16 protein-coding genes and 1 tRNA gene are annotated in these 18,174 nt (G+C 69.4%); 9 read left to right on the top strand and 8 right to left on the bottom strand.

Annotated features, from left to right (window positions below; all coding sequences use genetic code 11):
- Nucleotides 1–9 precede the first annotated feature (9 nt).
- From BC102111_RS10040 to BC102111_RS10030, 3 genes are all read right to left on the bottom strand, one after another.
- Entirely contained in the window at nt 10–1,239 is a 1,230-nt protein-coding gene (locus tag BC102111_RS10040; protein WP_101624234.1) for a hypothetical protein, read from the bottom strand.
- Between the two features lie 116 nt (nt 1,240–1,355).
- The gene (locus BC102111_RS10035; protein ID WP_063248776.1) at nt 1,356–1,826 is read right to left on the bottom strand and encodes an anthrone oxygenase family protein; all 471 of its coding nucleotides are present in this window, start codon (nt 1,824–1,826) and stop codon (nt 1,356–1,358) included.
- Nucleotides 1,823–2,716, bottom strand: a complete 894-nt coding sequence (locus BC102111_RS10030; protein WP_009379811.1) for an NmrA family NAD(P)-binding protein — start codon at nt 2,714–2,716, stop codon at nt 1,823–1,825. Before BC102111_RS10030 ends, BC102111_RS10035 begins: the two co-directional genes overlap by 4 nt.
- 203 nt (nt 2,717–2,919) lie before the next feature.
- Between BC102111_RS10030 and BC102111_RS10025 the strand changes: the two genes are divergently transcribed.
- Together BC102111_RS10025 and BC102111_RS10020 are read left to right on the top strand one after the other, a co-directional pair.
- Nucleotides 2,920–3,951, top strand: coding sequence for an AraC family transcriptional regulator (locus BC102111_RS10025; protein WP_009379812.1), 1,032 nt, complete (start codon nt 2,920–2,922; stop codon nt 3,949–3,951).
- Between the two features lie 116 nt (nt 3,952–4,067).
- Nucleotides 4,068–4,886, top strand: coding sequence for a zinc metalloprotease (locus tag BC102111_RS10020; RefSeq protein ID WP_063248777.1), 819 nt, complete (start codon nt 4,068–4,070; stop codon nt 4,884–4,886).
- 107 nt (nt 4,887–4,993) lie between these two features.
- On the opposite strand, the gene BC102111_RS10015 is transcribed toward BC102111_RS10020, so the two are convergent.
- Nucleotides 4,994–5,080 (bottom strand) — tRNA-Leu (locus tag BC102111_RS10015).
- Between the two features lie 473 nt (nt 5,081–5,553).
- Between BC102111_RS10015 and BC102111_RS10010 the strand changes: the two genes are divergently transcribed.
- The 7 genes from BC102111_RS10010 (at nt 5,554) to pknB (ending at nt 15,186) form a co-directional block, all read left to right on the top strand.
- On the top strand, nt 5,554–6,396 hold the full coding sequence (locus BC102111_RS10010) for an FHA domain-containing protein (protein WP_009379815.1): 843 nt from the start codon (nt 5,554–5,556) through the stop codon (nt 6,394–6,396).
- Complete coding sequence (locus BC102111_RS10005) at nt 6,393–6,908, top strand: FHA domain-containing protein FhaB/FipA (protein WP_009379817.1); 516 nt, start codon at nt 6,393–6,395, stop codon at nt 6,906–6,908. Before BC102111_RS10010 ends, BC102111_RS10005 begins: the two co-directional genes overlap by 4 nt.
- A complete protein-coding gene (locus tag BC102111_RS10000; protein WP_009379819.1) occupies nt 6,905–8,359 on the top strand; it encodes a protein phosphatase 2C domain-containing protein in 1,455 nt (484 codons plus the stop codon). Before BC102111_RS10005 ends, BC102111_RS10000 begins: the two co-directional genes overlap by 4 nt.
- The gene (locus BC102111_RS09995; RefSeq protein WP_009379820.1) at nt 8,356–9,906 is read left to right on the top strand and encodes an FtsW/RodA/SpoVE family cell cycle protein; all 1,551 of its coding nucleotides are present in this window, start codon (nt 8,356–8,358) and stop codon (nt 9,904–9,906) included. Before BC102111_RS10000 ends, BC102111_RS09995 begins: the two co-directional genes overlap by 4 nt.
- A complete protein-coding gene (locus BC102111_RS09990; RefSeq protein WP_009379822.1) occupies nt 9,903–11,372 on the top strand; it encodes a peptidoglycan D,D-transpeptidase FtsI family protein in 1,470 nt (489 codons plus the stop codon). The genes BC102111_RS09995 and BC102111_RS09990 overlap by 4 nt, the downstream gene beginning before the upstream one ends.
- The gene (locus BC102111_RS09985) at nt 11,369–13,159 is read left to right on the top strand and encodes a protein kinase domain-containing protein (protein ID WP_101624233.1); all 1,791 of its coding nucleotides are present in this window, start codon (nt 11,369–11,371) and stop codon (nt 13,157–13,159) included. The genes BC102111_RS09990 and BC102111_RS09985 overlap by 4 nt, the downstream gene beginning before the upstream one ends.
- A gap of 83 nt (nt 13,160–13,242) precedes the next feature.
- On the top strand, nt 13,243–15,186 hold the full coding sequence (pknB, locus tag BC102111_RS09980) for a Stk1 family PASTA domain-containing Ser/Thr kinase (RefSeq protein WP_101624232.1): 1,944 nt from the start codon (nt 13,243–13,245) through the stop codon (nt 15,184–15,186).
- 3 nt (nt 15,187–15,189) lie between these two features.
- Here pknB and BC102111_RS09975 read toward each other — a convergent pair whose 3' ends face one another.
- The 4 genes from BC102111_RS09975 to BC102111_RS09960 are packed head-to-tail and all read right to left on the bottom strand — an operon-like array spanning nt 15,190 to nt 17,755.
- A complete protein-coding gene (locus BC102111_RS09975) occupies nt 15,190–15,702 on the bottom strand; it encodes a GyrI-like domain-containing protein (protein ID WP_009379827.1) in 513 nt (170 codons plus the stop codon).
- Nucleotides 15,703–15,760: 58 nt separating this feature from the next.
- Nucleotides 15,761–16,447 (bottom strand): anthranilate synthase component II, encoded by a 687-nt coding sequence (locus BC102111_RS09970; protein ID WP_101624231.1) that lies wholly within the window; start codon nt 16,445–16,447, stop codon nt 15,761–15,763.
- Nucleotides 16,447–16,614 (bottom strand): hypothetical protein, encoded by a 168-nt coding sequence (locus tag BC102111_RS17790; RefSeq protein ID WP_040342208.1) that lies wholly within the window; start codon nt 16,612–16,614, stop codon nt 16,447–16,449. The genes BC102111_RS09970 and BC102111_RS17790 overlap by 1 nt, the downstream gene beginning before the upstream one ends.
- 1 nt (nt 16,615) lies before the next feature.
- On the bottom strand, nt 16,616–17,755 hold the full coding sequence (locus BC102111_RS09960) for a class E sortase (RefSeq protein ID WP_101624230.1): 1,140 nt from the start codon (nt 17,753–17,755) through the stop codon (nt 16,616–16,618).
- Nucleotides 17,756–18,174: the final 419 nt, after the last annotated feature.

Raw genomic sequence — 18,174 nt, 5'->3', positions numbered from 1 at the left:
GAGACCGTCTCAGGCTGACGGCAGGAGCACCGCGGTCCCCGAGGTGCCAGAGACGATGATGAGGCCGGACTCGATCCGCAGCTCCGAGTACCCCAGCGGCCATTCACCGACCTCGGCACCCGTCTCGTCGAGGAGGACGAGGCCGTCGGGTCCCCGGTCGAAGAGGAGCAGCGAGCCGTCGGCGCTCACTCCCAGAAGTCCGATGATGCTGCCCGGAAGGTCCTCGATCTCACCGGCCTGCGTGAAGTCGCGCTGCCGTTCGTCCTGGAAGAGGGCGGGCGTCCCGGCGGCGCTCACGCCGACGACGGTGCCCGCCTTCCGATGGTCGGCGATGGGGAAGGTCACCCCGTCGCGGGGAGACGGGACGAACGGGTACTGCGAGACGCCCTTCGTCCGGTCGATCTCGTTGCCGCGCAGGTCGAAGTACGCGTACTCGGGGTCGGTCTCCTGGACGTTCTCCACATATCCGTCGCTTGCCCACGTGATCTCTGAGGCGTCGGGCACCGGCTTCGAGAGGACGTTCTCCCCGGCCGCCATGTCGATGACCGACACCCGGTTCACCGACACCTGGGTGACGCCGAGGTGATCGTCGCCGAGCACGGTCACCTCGGCGCCCGAGGCGATGGGCTGACGCCAGACCTCGTCGCCGCGCTCCCCGCCGGTGCCCATTTCGAGGCCGACGACGTCGTTGCTATCCGTCTGGACGACGACGCCGGCACCCGCCCAAGCCAGCGGGCGGACGCTCGAGACCGCGGCCCCCAATCCGAGTGCCTGCCGTTCGGTTCCCGTCGCCGGGTCGTAGAGGCTCCAGGCTCGCTTCGCGCTCAGCCACTGCGTCCCGACGACGACACTCGCCGAGGCGGCGGCCGGGACCGTCGACTCCGGATTCTCCGGCAGCAGAGCTCCCCGCCCGCAGGTCGCATCGTCGATCTCCCAGAGGATCCCCCCGCCGCGCAGCTGTCTGCCCATCACCGTCGCGCGACCGCCGATGCCTCGTTCGACTTCGACGACCACATCGTCGGTCACGGCGCAGACCTCGTTCGGCGTCGCGTACTGGTCAACGAACCCGGCCGCGTACGCATCGTCGAGCCACGTGCCCGCATCGCCGTGCGGGGTCAGCTGCAGATCCGCCTCGGGCGGCAGGTCCGGATCATTCGGATCGGGAGTGCAGGCGGAGAGCACGAGGAGTGCGACGGCAAGCGCGGTGATCGTGCAGACAGTGGGACGACTCGAGGACATGGAAGCGAATCTATCCCCGAATCCGCTCTCAGAGCTTCCGGCGCTGTTCCGATTCCGGCACAGAGCGGGTTCCGGCACAGGTCCGGGTCCGGAACAGCGCTGCTTCCGGCGCAGCCTCACCCGAGTGCGAGGGCGAGCGCGAACCCGAGTGCGGCGACGACGCTGGCCCAGCACCGGATGAGGTTCCAGCGGTTCCACCTCGCCTCGAAGCCCGTGCGCGCAGCCGCGCAGTCAGCGGCGGTCTCGATCCTCGCTCGGACGAGTCGGGTGTTGAGCGGGACGTTGACCGTCATCGTGATGATGAGGGAGCCCAGCGACCCGGCAGCCCCGACCCAGAGGAGCGGCACGGTGCCCGTTTCGACCGAGCCGACCACCGCGGCGGCGAGCGCCGTGAGCGGGGCCCCGAAGAAGACGACGAGGAACGAGGGCCCGAGGATCGCCTCGTTGACGGCGCGGAATCCGCGGACGAACTCCTCGTCGCTCAGCCGGCGGTAGGCCGGGGAGACCGCGCAGACGAACGCGAAGAGGAGTCCCGCGAGGAGTCCGTTGAGGACGACCGCCGAGGCGGCGAGCAGTGCCGTGGTCATGACCGTTCCCCTGCCCCGGGATCCGTCCCGCCCGCGCCGAGGAGTCCCGCGATCGTCTCCTCGATCGTCGTGGTCACCGTGACCGACCGGTCCCCGCGCGGGGCGAGGAGTCCCGCCTCGTCGGCGCGGTAGAGCTCAGCGAGGCTCTCGGCGACGTGCGGACGGAAGCCTGCCTCGGTCAGGGCACCCGCCCACGCGGGGGCGGGAACGAGGTCGACGGTGAGCTCACGGCCGAGACCGCGCCCGAGCACCTCGGCGACCTCCTGTTCGGACCGGGTGGGCCCGATGACGTCGACGGTCTCGCTCGTCTCCGGCGGCTCGAGCAGCGCCCGGGCGGCGGCCGCACCGAGGTCGCGGGTCGCGACCATGGGCACGGGCACCTCGGCGGAGGAGGCGAAGACGGGGTAGAGCCCGGTGGCCCGGGCGAGGTCGATGACGTCGGCGACCTTCTCCTGGAAGTGCCCCGAGCGCAGTGCGGTGAGCCTCGTTCCGGTCGCCCGCAGCGCCTCCTCGAGGCGGTGGAGTCCCGTGATCGGGCCCGTGCCCGTCGTCAGGTCAGCGCCTCCTGAGGAGAGCATGACGACATGGGGCACGGCTGCCCGGGCCACGGCTGCGGCGATGGAGGCGATGAGCCGGTCGGCGTGGGCGTCGAGGTCGTCGGCACCGAGGTCGAACGGGAGCAGGGCGAAGAACCCCGCGGCTCCGTTCAGCGCAGCAGCCAGACCCTCCTCGTCGTCGAGGGCGGTGACGACCGCCTCGGCGCCGGCCTCCTCCCACACGGCCGCGTCGGTGTCCTGGCGGACGATGACGCGGACCTCGGCCCCTGCCGCGAGCAGGGCCCTCGCGGTGGCCGATCCGACGCGTCCCGTTGCTCCTGCGATGACGTACATGGTCTCTCCCCTTCTGCTCTGTGGCTGCTCCGTGGCTGCTCGTCCGCTCTGCGAACCGTTCAGCCTGCACCTCTGACGCTACTGAGCACCTCTCGGTCGATCCATGCCCGAACGACCGCACTTCTTGCTCGATCGTCCGAGAACCGCAGACGATCGGTGGGATCGTGTGCGACGATGCGGTCATGGCGACAGGCCCCAGCAGAATGGACACAGTCCCCCGGAGCACCGGCACCGTGCCCACGCCGGGAGGTGCGGACGACCGGCTCGCGCGCGTGCTCGCGAACCTGCGGATGCGGTCGACGTTCTACTGCCATGCCGAGTTCGGGGACCCGTGGTCGCTCGAGATGCCCGCGATCCCCGATTCGCTGAGCTTCCACGTCCTCATCGCCGGCACATGCTGGCTCCGTCTGCCGGGGGCAGGCTCCAACGGATCCACCCTCGTCGAACTCGCCGCCGGTGATCTCGCCCTTGTCCCGCACGGGGCCGGCCATGACCTCCTCAGCGACCCCGATTCCCCGCGCGGACCCCGCGTCGACCTGCTCCCCCAGGACTACCTCAGTGAGAGCTACTCCCGCCTGCGCTACGGCGGACCGGGGAGGACCACGACGCTCATCTGCGGGGTCGTCGCCTTCGACGATCCGGCCGCACGCGAACTCATGCGGGCCCTTCCGCCCGTCCTCCACGTCGGCGGGGACTCGGCCGCCGTCGCCTCCTCGGTGCGCGAGACCCTGCGACTCATCGCTGCCGAACTCGCCCACCCGCAGCCGGGCGCGGAGACCGTGGCGACCCGGCTCGCCGACGTCCTCGTCGTCCAGGCGATCCGCTCGTGGATGAACTCCGACGCCGAGGCGAGCGCCGGGTGGCTGCGCTCCCTCCAGGACGAGCGCATCGGCCGGGTCATCGAGGCCATCCATGCATGCCCGGGCCACGAGTGGACGCTCGAGCGGCTCGCCAGGGTCGCCGGGATGTCCCGGTCGTCGCTGTCAGCGCGGTTCGCCGAGCTCGTCGGCGAGGCCCCGATCGCCTACCTCACCCGCTGGCGGATGAGCATCGCCGAGTCCCGCCTGCGCGAGACCGACGTCACCGCGGCCCGCCTCGCCGGAGAGCTCGGCTACCGTTCGGAGGCCGCGTTCAGCCGCGCCTTCACCCGCGCGAACGGCCGCACCCCCGGTTCCGTGCGGAGGGAGAGCGCTGCGCACAGGCGGAGCGCTGAGCAGAACGCGAGGCCCCGGTGACCTGAGCCGAGCGCCCGGTGACCTGAGCCGCAGAACCGCAGCCGAATGACCCGAACCGCTGCGAATTCACCGAATCGTAGCATTTGCGCAGGCCGGAGCGGTGCGAAGATGCAGGCATGGACACTTCGCAGCAACGACCCACTGCGAGTCACCGCAGCCGACTGATCCTCGGCGCGAGCCTCGCCTTCGTCATCGGCGCGACGATCATGATCCTCCTCCACGAGACCGGTCACGCGGTCATGGGTGCCCTGCTCGGCTACCACCCGCAGCAGCTGCCGTTCGGAGTCGACTACACCCCGGCGCCGCCGCCGGAGCCCCACGTCCTCACCCTCCTCGCCGGCCCCGTCTTCAGCTTCGTCACCGGTGTCATCGGGGTCATCGTCGATCGCGCACTGACACCGTTCCGGAACCGTCCGTTCTGGCGTCTCGTGTGGCTGTGGACGATCTTCACGAGCATCCAGGAGGGTCTCGGCTACCTCCAGGTCACCGCCCTCATGCCCGCCGGCGACACCGCGCAGGCCTTCACCCTGCTCGGTCTGCCTCCCGGCGCCTTCATCGCCGCCACGGTCATCGGCTGGCTGGGCCTGCCGCTCACGGCGTGGGCGTTCGCCGCCCCGATCCGCGAGCTCGCCGCCAGCGACCGTGATCGCACGGCGATGGCCGTGTGGGCGTGGCTGCTCGGCACCGGCGTGCTGCTCGCCCTCATGGCGCTCTACGTCGTCCTCAGCCCCATCGACGACTCCGGCGCCGTCACCGCGGTCCTCGCCGGGGCCGCGGCGATCGGCGTGTTCGCGCCGGTGTCGATGATGTTCCGTCCCGGGGCCGGTGCGGAGACCGCCCCGCAGTTCCGGTGGCCCCACCTCGGCGGGTTCGTCCTCCTCGCGGTCCTCGTCGCCGTCAACCTCGTTCTCACCCGCGGGTGGTTCTGGCCCTGATTCGGCCGGCACTGATCCCGGCGGCCCGGACCGTGTGCCCCTGGCCCGGGTGATCCGGACACGCGAAGAGCCCCTCACCGGAATCCCGATGAGGGGCTCTCGTCCGCTGGTGCGCGAGGGGGGACTTGAACCCCCACGACCTTGCGATCACTGGCACCTGAAGCCAGCGCGTCTACCAATTCCGCCACTCGCGCGAACAAGAGAAGACTCTATCATCGCGGGCGACCGATCCGGAAACCCGCAGAGGCTCGGAACGGGCCGAACGTGGCGACCTTCACATTTCACTCCCTCCGTGAGACCCCACAGGAGCCCGGCCCGACCCCTGCATTCCGCGCACCGGCGGGTGAGCGCGGGTCCCTGTGACCTCCTCGGCGGGCGTCGCATCCTTCCTCATCGACCGATCAGTCACCTCGGTGCTCTCAGGTGCCGTCCCGCCCGTCCTGCCAGGCTGAACGCACACGGTGAATCCTCGCCGAGGTGGGTCCCTCTCGCGCTTCGAACGTGAGTTGAGGCCGCCTCCGCGTTAGGATTGGGTGTTGGTGTACCCGAAACGGCGCCCGCCGTCGGAGCAGGGCACGCCCGTACAGAAGCGCAGGACAGACCATGTGCCCGGGTTCGACCGCGAACCCGACCACGACAACGACGGACTTGGACTTGAGGAGGTGCCATGGGGATTCTCGATCGCTTCGAGAGGGGACTGGAGAACGTCGTCAACGGCGCCTTCGCGAAGGCCTTCCGCTCGCAGGTCGAACCCGTCGAACTCGGCGGAGCACTGCGCCGCGAGGCCGACAACAAGGCCGCCGTCGTCTCCCGCGGCCGCACACTCACGGCCAACCACTACACGATCGAACTCTCGCCCGCCGACTTCGAGCGCCTCTCCGGCATCGAGACCGAGCTGCGCGCCGACCTGCGCCAGGTCATCGGCGATCACGCGATCGAGCAGGCCTACAGCTTCGTCGGACCCGTCTCCGTCGACTTCGTCGAGGCCGACGACCTCGACACCGGAATGTACCGCGTCGTCTCCTCGACGCAGCGCCCCGACGGCTCCCCGGCCGCGCAGCCGGCCAACCGCGGCGGCTACGACCCGGCCTCCCGGTCCCACAGCATCGTCGAACCCGCGCCGAGCTCCGGCCCGCGCCCCGTCGCCCAGCGGCACCGCACTCCCGAGCCGGCACGCTCCTCGACGCCGATCCGCCCGGCCGCTCCGGCCCGGTCGCGGACCATCGAGGCGAGTGTGACGATCGACGGGCGGACGTACCCGCTGCGCCAGGGGGCGAACGTCTTCGGCCGCTCGTCGAACAGCTCGGACTTCGTCATCGACGATCCCGGCGTCTCCCGGCGCCACTTCGAGATCGTCGTCGAGGGCGACCACGCCGTGGCCAACGACCTCGGCTCGACCAACGGCACGCTGCTCCACGGACGCAAACTCACCTCGGCCAACCTCACCAACGGTGACGTGCTCACGGCGGGAGACGCCGAGGTGCGCTACACCGAACAGGACTCTCTGTGAGCGAATTCACCGTCACCGTCTTCCGGTTCGCCTTCTTCGTCATCCTCTGGCTCTTCGTCTTCGGGGTGGCGGGCGTGCTGCGACGGGACATCTTCGGAGCCAAGCGCGGCACACACAAGCCCCGAAAGGCCAAGAACTCGCAGGACTCCGCGCGGCAGTCGGCCCCTGCCCCGAGCCGGCCCGCCCCGCAGCCGCGACCGACCCCCGCTCCGCCGCGGGCCAACCCCGGCTCGATCCGGGTCACCGCGGGACCGCTCGCCGGCACCTCGCTCATCCTCTCCGGCGCACCGGTGACCTTCGGCCGCGCCCCTGACAACACGATCGTCATAGGCGACGACTTCGCTTCGAGCCATCACGCCCGCATCATCGCCCGGGGCGGCGCATGGGTGCTCGAGGACCTCAGCTCGACGAACGGCACCTTCGTCGACGGCTCGAAGATCACCGCGCCCTTCGATCTCGGCATCGGCAACCAGATCACCATCGGCCATACGACGTTGGAGACCCAATCGTGACGACCGACGGAACGATCACCCTCCGCTCCGCCGCTCGGTCGCACACCGGGCTCGTGCGCAAGAACAACCAGGACTCCGGCTACGCGGGTCCGAACTTCCTCCTCATTGCGGACGGAATGGGCGGTCACGCCGGCGGCGACGTCGCCTCGGCGATCACCGTGGCCCGGCTCGCCGAACTCGACGACGGCGTCGCCGGCGACGACGCCCTCGAACTCCTGCGCGCCTCGATCCTCGACGCCAACGACCGCATCTGCCGCGGCGTCGCCGAACAGCCGGAGCTCGCGGGGATGGGCACGACCGTCACCGCGCTCCTGCGGGCGCCCGGCAACCGGTTCGCGCTGGCCCACATCGGCGATTCGCGCGGCTACGTCTACCGCGACGGCGAACTCCACCCCGTCACCCACGACCACACGTTCGTCCAGATGCTCGTCGACGAAGGCCGCATCACCGCCGACGAAGCCGACACCCACCCGCAGCGCTCCGTGGTCATGAAGGTCCTCGGCGACGTCGGCACCTCCCCCGACCTCGACCTCTCCCTGCGCGAGGCCTACGTCGGCGACCGCTGGCTGCTCTGCTCCGACGGGCTCACCGGGTTCGCCGACCTCGGCGACATCACCCGTGTCCTCGCCGAGGTGGCCGACCCCGACGAGGCGTGCCGTCAGCTCATCGACCTCGCCCTCGCCGGCGGGGGCGCCGACAACGTCACCGTCGTCATCGGCGATGTCATCGAGGGCAGCGTCGACGTCCCGCAGGGCATCGCGGTCGGCTCCGTCCACGTCAACCCCCAGTATGCGACGATCGGCACCCGCCCCGAGGGCGAGGCCACCACCGCCCAGCACGACTTCGGCGGCGGCGACGTCCCCACCGACACCGTTCCCCTGCAGACCGTCACCGACGCCTCCGGCCCCGGTGAGACCGGTCAGGAGCCCACCGCCGAGGTGCCCGCCGGGTCCGTGCGCACCGCCGTCGACACCGAGACCGAGACGAGCGAAGGAGATGACCTCGACGGCGACGACGAGGGTGAGAAACGCTCGTACCTCGGATGGATCATCGCCGGCATCGTCATCATCGCCCTCGCCGTCGGCGGCTTCTTCGCGTACAACTACATCAGCAACCACTACTACCTGACGAACGACGGCGGCCGCGTCACCCTCTACCGGGGCCTCGACACGACGCTCGGTCCCATCGCACTCAGCCGCCTCGAGGACACGACCGACATCCAGGTCGAAGCGCTCAACACGTTCTCCCAGGACCGCCTGCGCGGATCGATCCAGGCCGATTCGCGGGAGGAGGCCGACCGGATCATCGACAACCTCCGCCAGGAGGCCGCGAACTCCGGCACCGTCTCCGGCAACGCCGAGGATGCGACGAACCCGAGCGACCCTGCGCCCTCTCCGCCGGACGGACAGAGCGCGGAGCCCAGCGACGCGATCACCCAGGAGTCGCAGTGACCTCGGACTCCGTCTCCCAGGCAGCCCGGCCCAGGCCCTACCGCCTGGCCGAGCTCGGTCTGCTCATCCTCGCGATCGCCGCCTCGTCGAGCGCCTACGCGCTCGTCGGCCTCGGCGTCGACGACGAGGTCCCCACCGACATCTACCAGTACATGGCGTGGCTGGCGGCCCTGGCCGTCATCCTCCACGTCGTCGTGTGGTGGAAGGCGAAGTACGCCGACCCCGTCCTCGTCCCCATCGCCGTCCTCCTCAACGGACTCGGACTCGCGATGATCCATCGGGTCGACCTCGGCCGCAGCGAGTTCCTCGACAGCGCCACCCAGCAGCTCATCTGGATGACCCTCGGAGTGGGCCTGGCCGTGGCCGTCCTCGTCCTCCTCCGCGACCACCGCTGGCTGCGCCGATACACGTACGTCTCCGGCTTCCTCGCACTCTTCTTCCTCCTCCTCCCCCTGGTCCCGGGACTCGGACGGACGATCAACGGCGCACGGATCTGGATCGGCATCGGGCCGCTGTCGTTCCAGCCCGGAGAGATCGCGAAGATCCTCCTGGCGATCTTCTTCGCCGGCTACCTCGTGAGCTTCCGCGACCAGCTCGTCCTCGCGGGACCGAAGATCCTCGGCATCCGCTTCCCGCGCCTGCGCGACTTCGGCCCGATCATCATCGCCTGGGTCGCCAGCGTCGGCATCCTCGTCTTCGAGCGCGACCTCGGCACCTCGCTGCTCTTCTTCGGCCTCTTCGTCGCCATGCTCTACGTCGCGACGTCGAAGGTCTCGTGGATCATCCTCGGCCTCGGCTTCTTCGCCGCCGGCGCCGTCATCGCCACCCTCCTCTTCTCCCACGTCCAGCAGCGCATCGACGGCTGGCTGGGCGCACTCACCCCGGAGGAGTTCAACAAGACCCCCGGCGGCTCCTACCAGCTCGTCCAAGGGCTCTTCGGGATGGCCAACGGCGGCCTCGTCGGCACCGGGCTCGGCGAAGGACGACCGAACATGGTCCCCTACGCGGAATCCGACTTCATCTACGCGAGCTTCGGCGAGGAGCTCGGCATGGCCGGTCTCTTCGTCATCCTGCTCTGCTACCTCCTCATCTTCGAACGCGGCATCCGGACCGCGCAGAAGCTGCGGGACGGCTTCGGCACCCTGCTCGCCACGGGACTGGCCTTCACGATCGCCCTCCAGGTCTTCGTCGTCGTCGGCGGTGTCACCCGCCTCATCCCGCTCACGGGCCTGACCACGCCGTTCCTCGCCCAGGGCGGATCCTCACTGGTGGCGAACTGGGTGATCATCGCCCTCCTGCTCCGGATGTCCGACAACGCCCGCCGCCCGGTCGAGGAGTTTCACACCGGCGTCCTCCGGATCACCGAGGACCCCGACGCCCCGCCTCGGCGGAGGAAGAAGGCGGACGAGGGACCGGAGGACCCCGCCGACAACAGCCCTGTCGGCAACGGCCCTGCCGACAACAGCCCCACTGACAACGGCCCCGCCGACGAAGCCGTGACGACGAACCTCAGCACCCGCGAGCGCACCCAGGGAGGTGAACGATGAAGAAGTCACTCACACACATCGGCGTCGTCGGATTCGTCATGTTCGCCCTGCTCTTCGCGTCGACGAGCTGGGTGCAGTTCATCACGGCGGAGTCGCTCAACACCAACCCGCTCAACACGCGGCAGATCCTCGACCAGCTCTCCCGCGACCGGGGACCGATCCTCGTCGACGGCACCCCCATCGCGTACTCGGAACCCGTCGACGACAAGTACAAGTTCCAGCGCAAGTACGGCTCCGACGGGCTCGACCCGCGCGCCTACGCGGCGGTCACCGGCTACTACTCGATCGTCTCCGGGGCCTCCGGCATGGAGCGCGCGGCCGGAGAGTACCTCTCCGGCGAGTCCGATGCCCTCTTCTACGACAAGGTCGGCAGCATCTTCACCGGCGAGCAGCCCCGCGGTGCGGCCGTCGAGCTCACCATCGACCCCAAGGTCCAGGAAGCCGCGTGGAACGGCCTCGGGAACCAGACCGGCGCCGCCGTGGCCCTCGACCCGAAGACCGGCAAGATCCTCGCGATGGCCTCGACCCCGGGGTGGAATCCCAACCCGATAGCCAGCCACGACCCCAAGAAGGCCAGGGCCGCGTTCGAGAAGCTCGACAACGCCCCCGACAACCCCGCCTACAACCGCGCGATCGGCGGCAACCTCTACCCGCCCGGATCGACCTTCAAGGTCCTCGTCGCCGCTGCCGCCCTCGAGTCCGGGGACTACACCCCCGATTCGAAGCTCAACGGCCCCGCGACCCTCGATCTGCCGCAGACGACGGCGACGATCAGCAACTCGCACGCCGGTGCATGCCGCGGCGGTGGGCGACCCACGCTCGCGCAGTCGCTCGCCGAATCGTGCAACACCTCGTTCGCCTCGCTCGGCATGGACCTCGGTGAGGACACGATCGCCGAGCAGGCGAGCAAGTTCGGCTTCGGCAAGGACCTCGAGATCCCGCTCAGCGTGACCCCCTCGACGTTCCCCTCCGACCTCAACCCGCCCCAGCTCGCGCAGTCCTCGCTCGGACAGTACGAGGTCCGGTCGACGCCGCTGCAGATGGCGATGATGACCGCAGGGATCGCGAACGGCGGATCGATGATGAAGCCCCAGCTCGTCAACCGCGTGCTCAACGCCGACACCCTCGAACCGATCACGGAGACCCGCCCCACCGAGCTCTCACGGCCGGTCTCCGGACAGACGGCGGACGAGCTGACGACGATGATGGAGGGCGTCGTCACCGACGGCACCGCCTCGGTGGCGAAGATCCCCGGCACCAAGGTCGCAGCGAAGACGGGCACCGCCCAGCATCAGCAGGGCGCGGCGCCCCACGCCTGGTTCATCTCCTTCGCCCCCGCCGACGATCCGAAGATCGCCGTCGCGGTCGTCGTCGAGAACGGCGGAAACGCGGGCAGTGAAGCATACGGAGCGACGGTCGCGGGACCGATCGCCAAGGACATGATGGAAGCGGTGGTCGACAAATGAGGCCGAGCGAAGGCACCCAGCTGGGCAACCGGTACACCCTGACCTCACGCATCGCCGTGGGCGGCATGGGCGAGGTCTGGAAGGGCGTCGACTCGGTGCTCGGCCGCGAGGTCGCGGCGAAGATCCTCAAGGAGGAGTACCTCTCGGACTCGACGTTCCTCGCCCGCTTCCGCGCCGAAGCGCAGAACATGGGCCGGGTCTCCGATCCCGGCATCGCCGGTGTCTACGACTACGGCGACGAGGACGGTTCGCCCTACCTCGTCATGGAGTACGTGCCCGGGGAGCCCCTGTCGACGATCATCGAACGCAGCGCCCCTCTCTCCGAAGAGGATACGCTGAGCATCGTCGCGCAGGCAGCACAGGCGCTCGGCGCCGCCCACAAGGCCGGCGTCGTCCACCGCGACATCAAACCGGGCAACATCCTCATGACCCCGGACTTCCGGGTGAAGATCACCGACTTCGGCATCGCCCGCGTCACCGACCAGGCGCCGCTGACGAAGACCGGCCAGGTCATGGGCACCGCCCAGTACCTCGCTCCCGAACAGGCCACCGGCAAGGGCTCGGGTCCCGGCTCCGACCTCTACGCGCTCGGCATCATCGCCTACGAGGCACTCGCGGGCCAGCGTCCCTTCACCGGCGACTCGCAGGTCTCGATCGCGATCGCCCAGGTCAACCAGCAGCATCCGCCGCTGCCGACGACCGTGTCCGAACCGGTCCGCCGCTTCGTCGACTCTCTGCTCGAGAAGAAGCCGGAGCGTCGTCCCGATGACGCGATGGCCGTGTCCAAGGCGGCCGGACTCATCGCCGCAGGCGACATCGCCGGGGCCGAAGCCGTCCTGCCGCAGATGCGTCACGGCAATGCCGCCTCCGAAGCGCTCACCCAGGTCTTCAACGACCCCGAGCCCGTGCCCTCGACGCAGGTGCTGCCTGCGACCTCGAGCAACGACGCCACCCGCGTCTACAGTGCCGACGGTCCGTCCGGGCCAAGCGGACCCGGCACGGGCTACGGTGCCGCGGTCGACCCCAACGATCCAGGCGGTCGGGACGACGAGGTCGACGATCGGAAGTCGAAGCGCGGGAAGATCCTCATCTGGGTCCTCGCGATCGCAGCCCTCATCGCCGTCGGCGCCCTCCTCTGGTTCTTCCTCGGGGGCCGCGGGGAGCCGACGCCGACTCCGAGCACGAGCGCTCCGACGACCTCGCAGGCCCCGCAGGAGATCGAGATCGACCGCAGCGACTACATCGGCCAGTCCGAGTCGTCGGCGACAGCGAACCTCGAACGCCTCGGCCTCCAGGTCGACACGGAGACGATCGATTCGAATCGCGCTGCGGGCACCGTCGCCGATGTCGGCGAGGCCGACGGCGGCGGGTACACCTTCACCGAGGGCGACACCGTCACCCTCTACATCTCGAGCGGTCCCGCCGAGGAGCCGGCACCCCGCCCGACGCGGACGTCCGGGTCCGACTCGGGGTCGGACTCCGGCTCGTCCTCCGGTTCCGATACGGGCTCGAACTCGGGCTCCGGGAGCGGGTCGAACTCGGGCTCGAACTCCGGGTCGAGCAGCGACTCGAACTCCGGTTCCGATTCGAACTCGGGCTCCGAGTCGGGGTCGGATTCGGGCTCAGAGTCGGGCGCGAACACGGACAGCGGCTCGTCCTCGGACTCGGAGTCGTCGACGGGCTCGAACGCGAACGCCACCACCGGCAGCGGTGCGAACGCCAACGGCAACTCGGGCCGGGGCGGCGGACAGGGCGGTACCACCGAGGCGAACGGGAACGAGGGTTGAGAACCGTTCGGACGGACCAACAGTAGACTTGAGGAATTGCTGAGCAACCACCTCGAACGGGGTGAATCACGCGGAGGAAGTAAATGACTGAGCCCAAAGTGCTGTCGGAGAGGTACGAAGTCCGTACCCTCCTCGGCCGTGGGGGCATGGCAGAGGTGCACGAGGGCGTCGACACCCGTCTGGGGCGGCGCATCGCGATCAAGCTTCTGCGGTCCGATCTTGCGCGCGATCCGTCGTTCCACACCCGCCTCAAGCGCGAGGCGCAGTCCGCTGCCGGTCTCAACCATCCCGGCATCGTCGCCGTCTACGACTCCGGGGAGGAGGAGTTCGTCGAATCCGGCGGCTCGAGCGTCTCCGTTCCCTTCATCGTCATGGAGTACGTCGAGGGCCAGACCCTGCGAGAGGTCCTCAACGAGCACGGCACCCTCACCGTCGACGAGGCGCTCAACGTCGTCGCCGGAGTCCTCGCCCCGCTCGAGTACTCGCACCGCAACGGCATCGTCCACCGCGACATCAAACCGGCGAACGTCATGCTCACCCCCGAAGGCGACATCAAGGTCATGGACTTCGGGATCGCCAGGGCGCTCAAGGACAACAGCGGGCTGACGCAGACGCAGTCCGTCGTCGGCACCGCACAGTACCTCTCCCCCGAGCAGGCGCGCGGCGAGGTCGTCGACGCCCGCTCCGACCTCTACTCGACCGCGTGCCTCCTCTACGAGCTCCTCGCCGGTCGACCCCCGTTCGTCGGCGACTCCCAGCTCGCCGTGGCCTACCAGCACGTCGGGGAGACCCCGCAGCCCCCGAGCTTCTACAACCCCACCATCCCGCCCGAGGTCGACCGCCTCGTCCTCCATGCCCTGCAGAAGGACCGCGACGAGCGCTACCAGGACGCCTACACCTTCCGTGAGGACGTGCTGGCCGCCCGCGACGGCCGACCGCTGAGCATCGACGGCGGTGACGAGGACCGCACCCAGGCCTTCGCCGCCGCCGGAGCAGGTGCCGGAGCCGGGATGATGGGGCCTCCCACGGGCACTCAGGTCTACCCCGCGGACTACGAGTCGGCCCCCGAGACGGGTCCGGTCTCGACGATCATGAACCGGCAGGAGGAGCGCCCCCCGCAGAAGCGGTCGAAGGCATGGATCTGGATCGGCAGCATCTTCGTCCTCCTCGCTCTCGCCGCACTCGCCCTGTGGGTGTACGAGATCAACAAGCCACCGGAGATCGTCCAGGTCCAGGTGGCCGATGTCGCCGGGCTCGACGCCGACGCCGCCGAGGCGCAGCTGCGCAATCAGGGATTCCAAGTCACCCCGGAGGAGCAGTACAGCACCGAGGTCGACGAGGGCAAGGCGATCTCGACCGATCCCGCCGCCGGACAGTCCATCCCGGAGAACAGCCAGGTCAAACTCCTCGTCTCCCTCGGTCCGGAGAGCGTCTCGATCCCCGAGGTCGCCGGCAAGACCGAGGAGGAGGCCCGCCAGATCCTCAAGGACGCCAAACTCCAGGCCGGCACGCACATCACCCAGAACTCCCCGGACGTCAAGAAGGGCGTCGTCATCGAGACGAAGCCCGGCGAGGGCGAGAAGGTCGATGTCGACTCGAACGTCGACCTCGTCGTCTCCTCCGGCATGGTCAAGGTCCCCGACGTCACCGGTCAGACCGCCGACGAAGCGTGCAACACGCTCAAGGGCGACGACTACAAACTCGGTTGCAAGGTCGAGGAGGTCGAGACAGCTGACCAGGAGGAGGGCAAGGTCTACGAGCAGTCGACGCCCGGCGGCACCGACGTGGCGCAGGGGTCGGAGATCACCGTGACCGTGGCGAAGAAGCCCCCGGAGCCCACCCCGACGATCCCGTCGGTCCCCGGCGGCATCCCGACCTCACCGTCCGATGACGCCGGCGGCGACGGCAACGACAACGGCAGCGGCGGCACCGAGACCGACGGCGCCGTCGGCGGCGGGGAGTCGTGGTTCGACGGCTGGTCCGACGGCCGTCGCGGCAACAACGGCAACGGCAACGGCCGCGACTGAGTCTCAGCCGAGAGTGACGAAGAGGTCGGTGCGCAGATCCGCCGGGTCCATCTCCGGATTCGGCTCGGTCACGTAGACCTCGAAGAACGGCATGTCCGGATGGTGTCCGGCGGCCACCAGGGCCTGCATGTGCGCGTTCCACGCCTCGGCGAGACCGTCGAACCCGCCGAGGTGGGAGATCGCCCCGATCGACCCGCCGGGCAGTTCGGCGGGAATCGCGGTGAGGTCGTCCCCGAGATCGAGCGCCTGGCTCAGCCCCGTGGCCACGGGAACCCCGACCTGGATGTCGACGGTGTCCGTGGGCGGGCGCGTGTAGAGCGAGAACGCCGGCCCGGCAGGCTCCACGCCCGCCTCGGCGAGGGCGGGGAAGAGGCGCGAGAAGACGGCGTCGAAGAGGGCGGGGAGCTCGTCCATCGGATGGCCCTGCGCCTCGACGACGACCGTGGGCACCGGCTGAGCCTCGAACACGGTGAGTTCGCGATACGGCTCGGTCGGGATGTAGCTGGGTTCGGGCATGGGGATTCCTCTCGCTGGCGACCGCCGGTGGACGGTCTGGATGAGTGTGGAACCGATCCTAAGCGCTCGGCCGGTGACGGGAAAGCTCTCCCGGTGACGGAGACGTCATCGCGCTGGCCAGCGGCGACATCGACGCAGCACGCTCGGCGGCGCCGGCGAGCCCACAGACTTCGAGCCAGTTGCCGAGCATGAGGTACCCGGATTCGGTGAGCACCGATTCGGGGTGGAACTGGACGCCGTGGAGCGGGACGGTGCGGTGCTCGATGGCCATGACGACGCCGTCGGCGGTGCGCGCGGTCACGGCGAAGGTCTCGAGGTCGATCGTCTCATCGACGATCGCCAGCGAATGGTAGCGGGTGACCGTGAGCGGAGACGGGCATCCGGCGAAGACGCCCTGACCCTCATGGGTGATGACCGAGGTCTTGCCGTGCATGAGGACCGGCGAATGCGTCACGGTCGCCCCGAACACCTCGCCGAGGGCCTGATGGCCGAGGCACACGCCGAACAGGGGCTTGCCCGCCTCGGCGGCCCAGCGGATGAGGTCGGGGCACACGCCGGATTCGGCGGGCACACCGGGACCCGGAGACAGCAGGATCCCGTCGTATCCGCGCGCCAGCTCCACGGCCGCCTCGGCGCCCAGATCGTCGTTGCGGATGACGTCCGCGCTCGCACCGAGCTCACGGACGTAGGAGACGAGGGTGTAGACGAAGCTGTCGTAGTTGTCGACGACGAGGATCGAGGTCATCACGCGCCTTCGTCGGTGACGGTCGCGTTGTTGAACGGCATGTAGGGCGCGACGGCCGGGAAGACGTACTGCATGAGGAGGAGGACGACCGCGGCGATGAGGATGAGCGCGAAGACGAGCTTGACGAACCACGGTCCGGGCAGGAGCCGCCAGATGAATGCGTACATGTCAGGCACCACCGTTCTTGCTGACCTTTTCGTAGGCCTTCGAGTCCTTGATCGAGTCGGGCGCACCCTCGGAGGCCGGGGTCCACTCCGTGAGTTCGGCGTAGGCGATGTAGCGCTCGCGGGCGGAGAACATCGGGTTGCACGCGGTGAGCGTGAGGATCCTGTCCTTGCCCTTGTACTCGGGCTGGTCGGGCACGGGGGCGAGGACCTCGACGGCGTCGGGGAGGATGATGTCGAAGTTGCGGAACGTGTACGTGTAGAACCCGTCCTTCGTCTGGACGACGATCTCATCGCCGGGCCGCAGCTTCGCGATCTGGTTGAACGGCTTGCCGTACGTGACGCGGTGGCCGGCGACGGAGAAGTTGCCGACCTCCCCGGGCATCGCCGAGTTCGGGTAGCGGCCCACGCCCATCCGGTTGAGGACGGGTTCGAGGTCGACGCCCTCGGCGAGAGTGCGGTAGTAGTCGTCGCCGAAGCGCGGGATGTAGAAGATCCCGAACGCCGTGTTCTTCTCCACCGGTTCCGCGACGACGGGTTCGTCGGGGTCCGCGGGCAGCTTGTTCGGGTCCTGGTTCGCCCAGTCCTTCGTCAGCTGGTCCGCGAGGACCTCGTTGTCGCGGTCGGCTTCGATGTCCGTCCACCACAGCTGCCACGCGACGAAGAGGATGAGGACGAGACCGGCGGTGATGCAGAGTTCGCCGAAGGTGCGGATCGTTCCGCGGATCGGGCCGAGCGGCTGACGCTGCGGCGGCTGCTTCCTCCGGCCCCCTCCGCCCCGTCCGGAGCCGCCTCCCCCGCCGAGGTGGGGCTCGCCTGCCGCGACCGCGCCCTGTGCCGCTGTGGCCGGGACGCCCTCCGCATAGCCGGTCTGGGGCCGGGGGTGCTGGGGCTGGCTGTACTGGGGAGCGGTGTACTGGGCGGCCGTGTACTGCGCCGGCATCGCCTGGGTCGCAGGGCCGTCGCCGAGGGGCGGGGCATCGGAGTAGGACGCGGGGGCGGCACCGGCGGCTTCGGCTTCCCGACGGCGCAGTTCGCGGCGGCTCGGCAGGGGCGCGTCGTAGCCACCCGCTGCGGCGGTGTCTCCCGGTCCGCGGGAGGCGCTCTCACCCTGGCCGGAGGAGGCGATCGCATCGGTGCGCATCGGCTCCGTCGCCGGGCCCGGGTCGATGGGCTGCGGGGCGGGCTGGCGTCGCTGCGCCGCGCGAATGGTGGGTCTCGAAGACGATTCGCTATCCGAGGAGAGACTGTTCACCACTTCTGCACCGTGCCTATGACCTTTGCAATCCGGGGCTCGACCAGTGATCGAGCGGGGACACCCTACAGAACTTTATCGCATGAACGTGACGCGGTGTCCCCTTCACAGCTCGTCTCGGCTTCGCACACAGCTGACTCTGAGCCTCCCGCGCGCAGTGCCGAAGCCGCTGACTCCGGGCGCCGTCGTGGCGTCGCCGAGGCGCGGGCGAGGTTTTTCGCGCATGCTCGCCTCCCGAGTAGACTGGGTGCGATCATCCCCGACCAGAGCATCGGCGACCCGCCCGGGTTCGCTGTCGAAGGAGTTCA

This window comes from Brevibacterium casei CIP 102111 (assembly GCF_900169275.1).
Lineage (GTDB): Bacteria > Actinomycetota > Actinomycetes > Actinomycetales > Brevibacteriaceae > Brevibacterium > Brevibacterium casei.
Note: the sequence above shows the minus strand (reverse complement) of the source record. Positions and strands in the feature narration are given on the sequence as shown.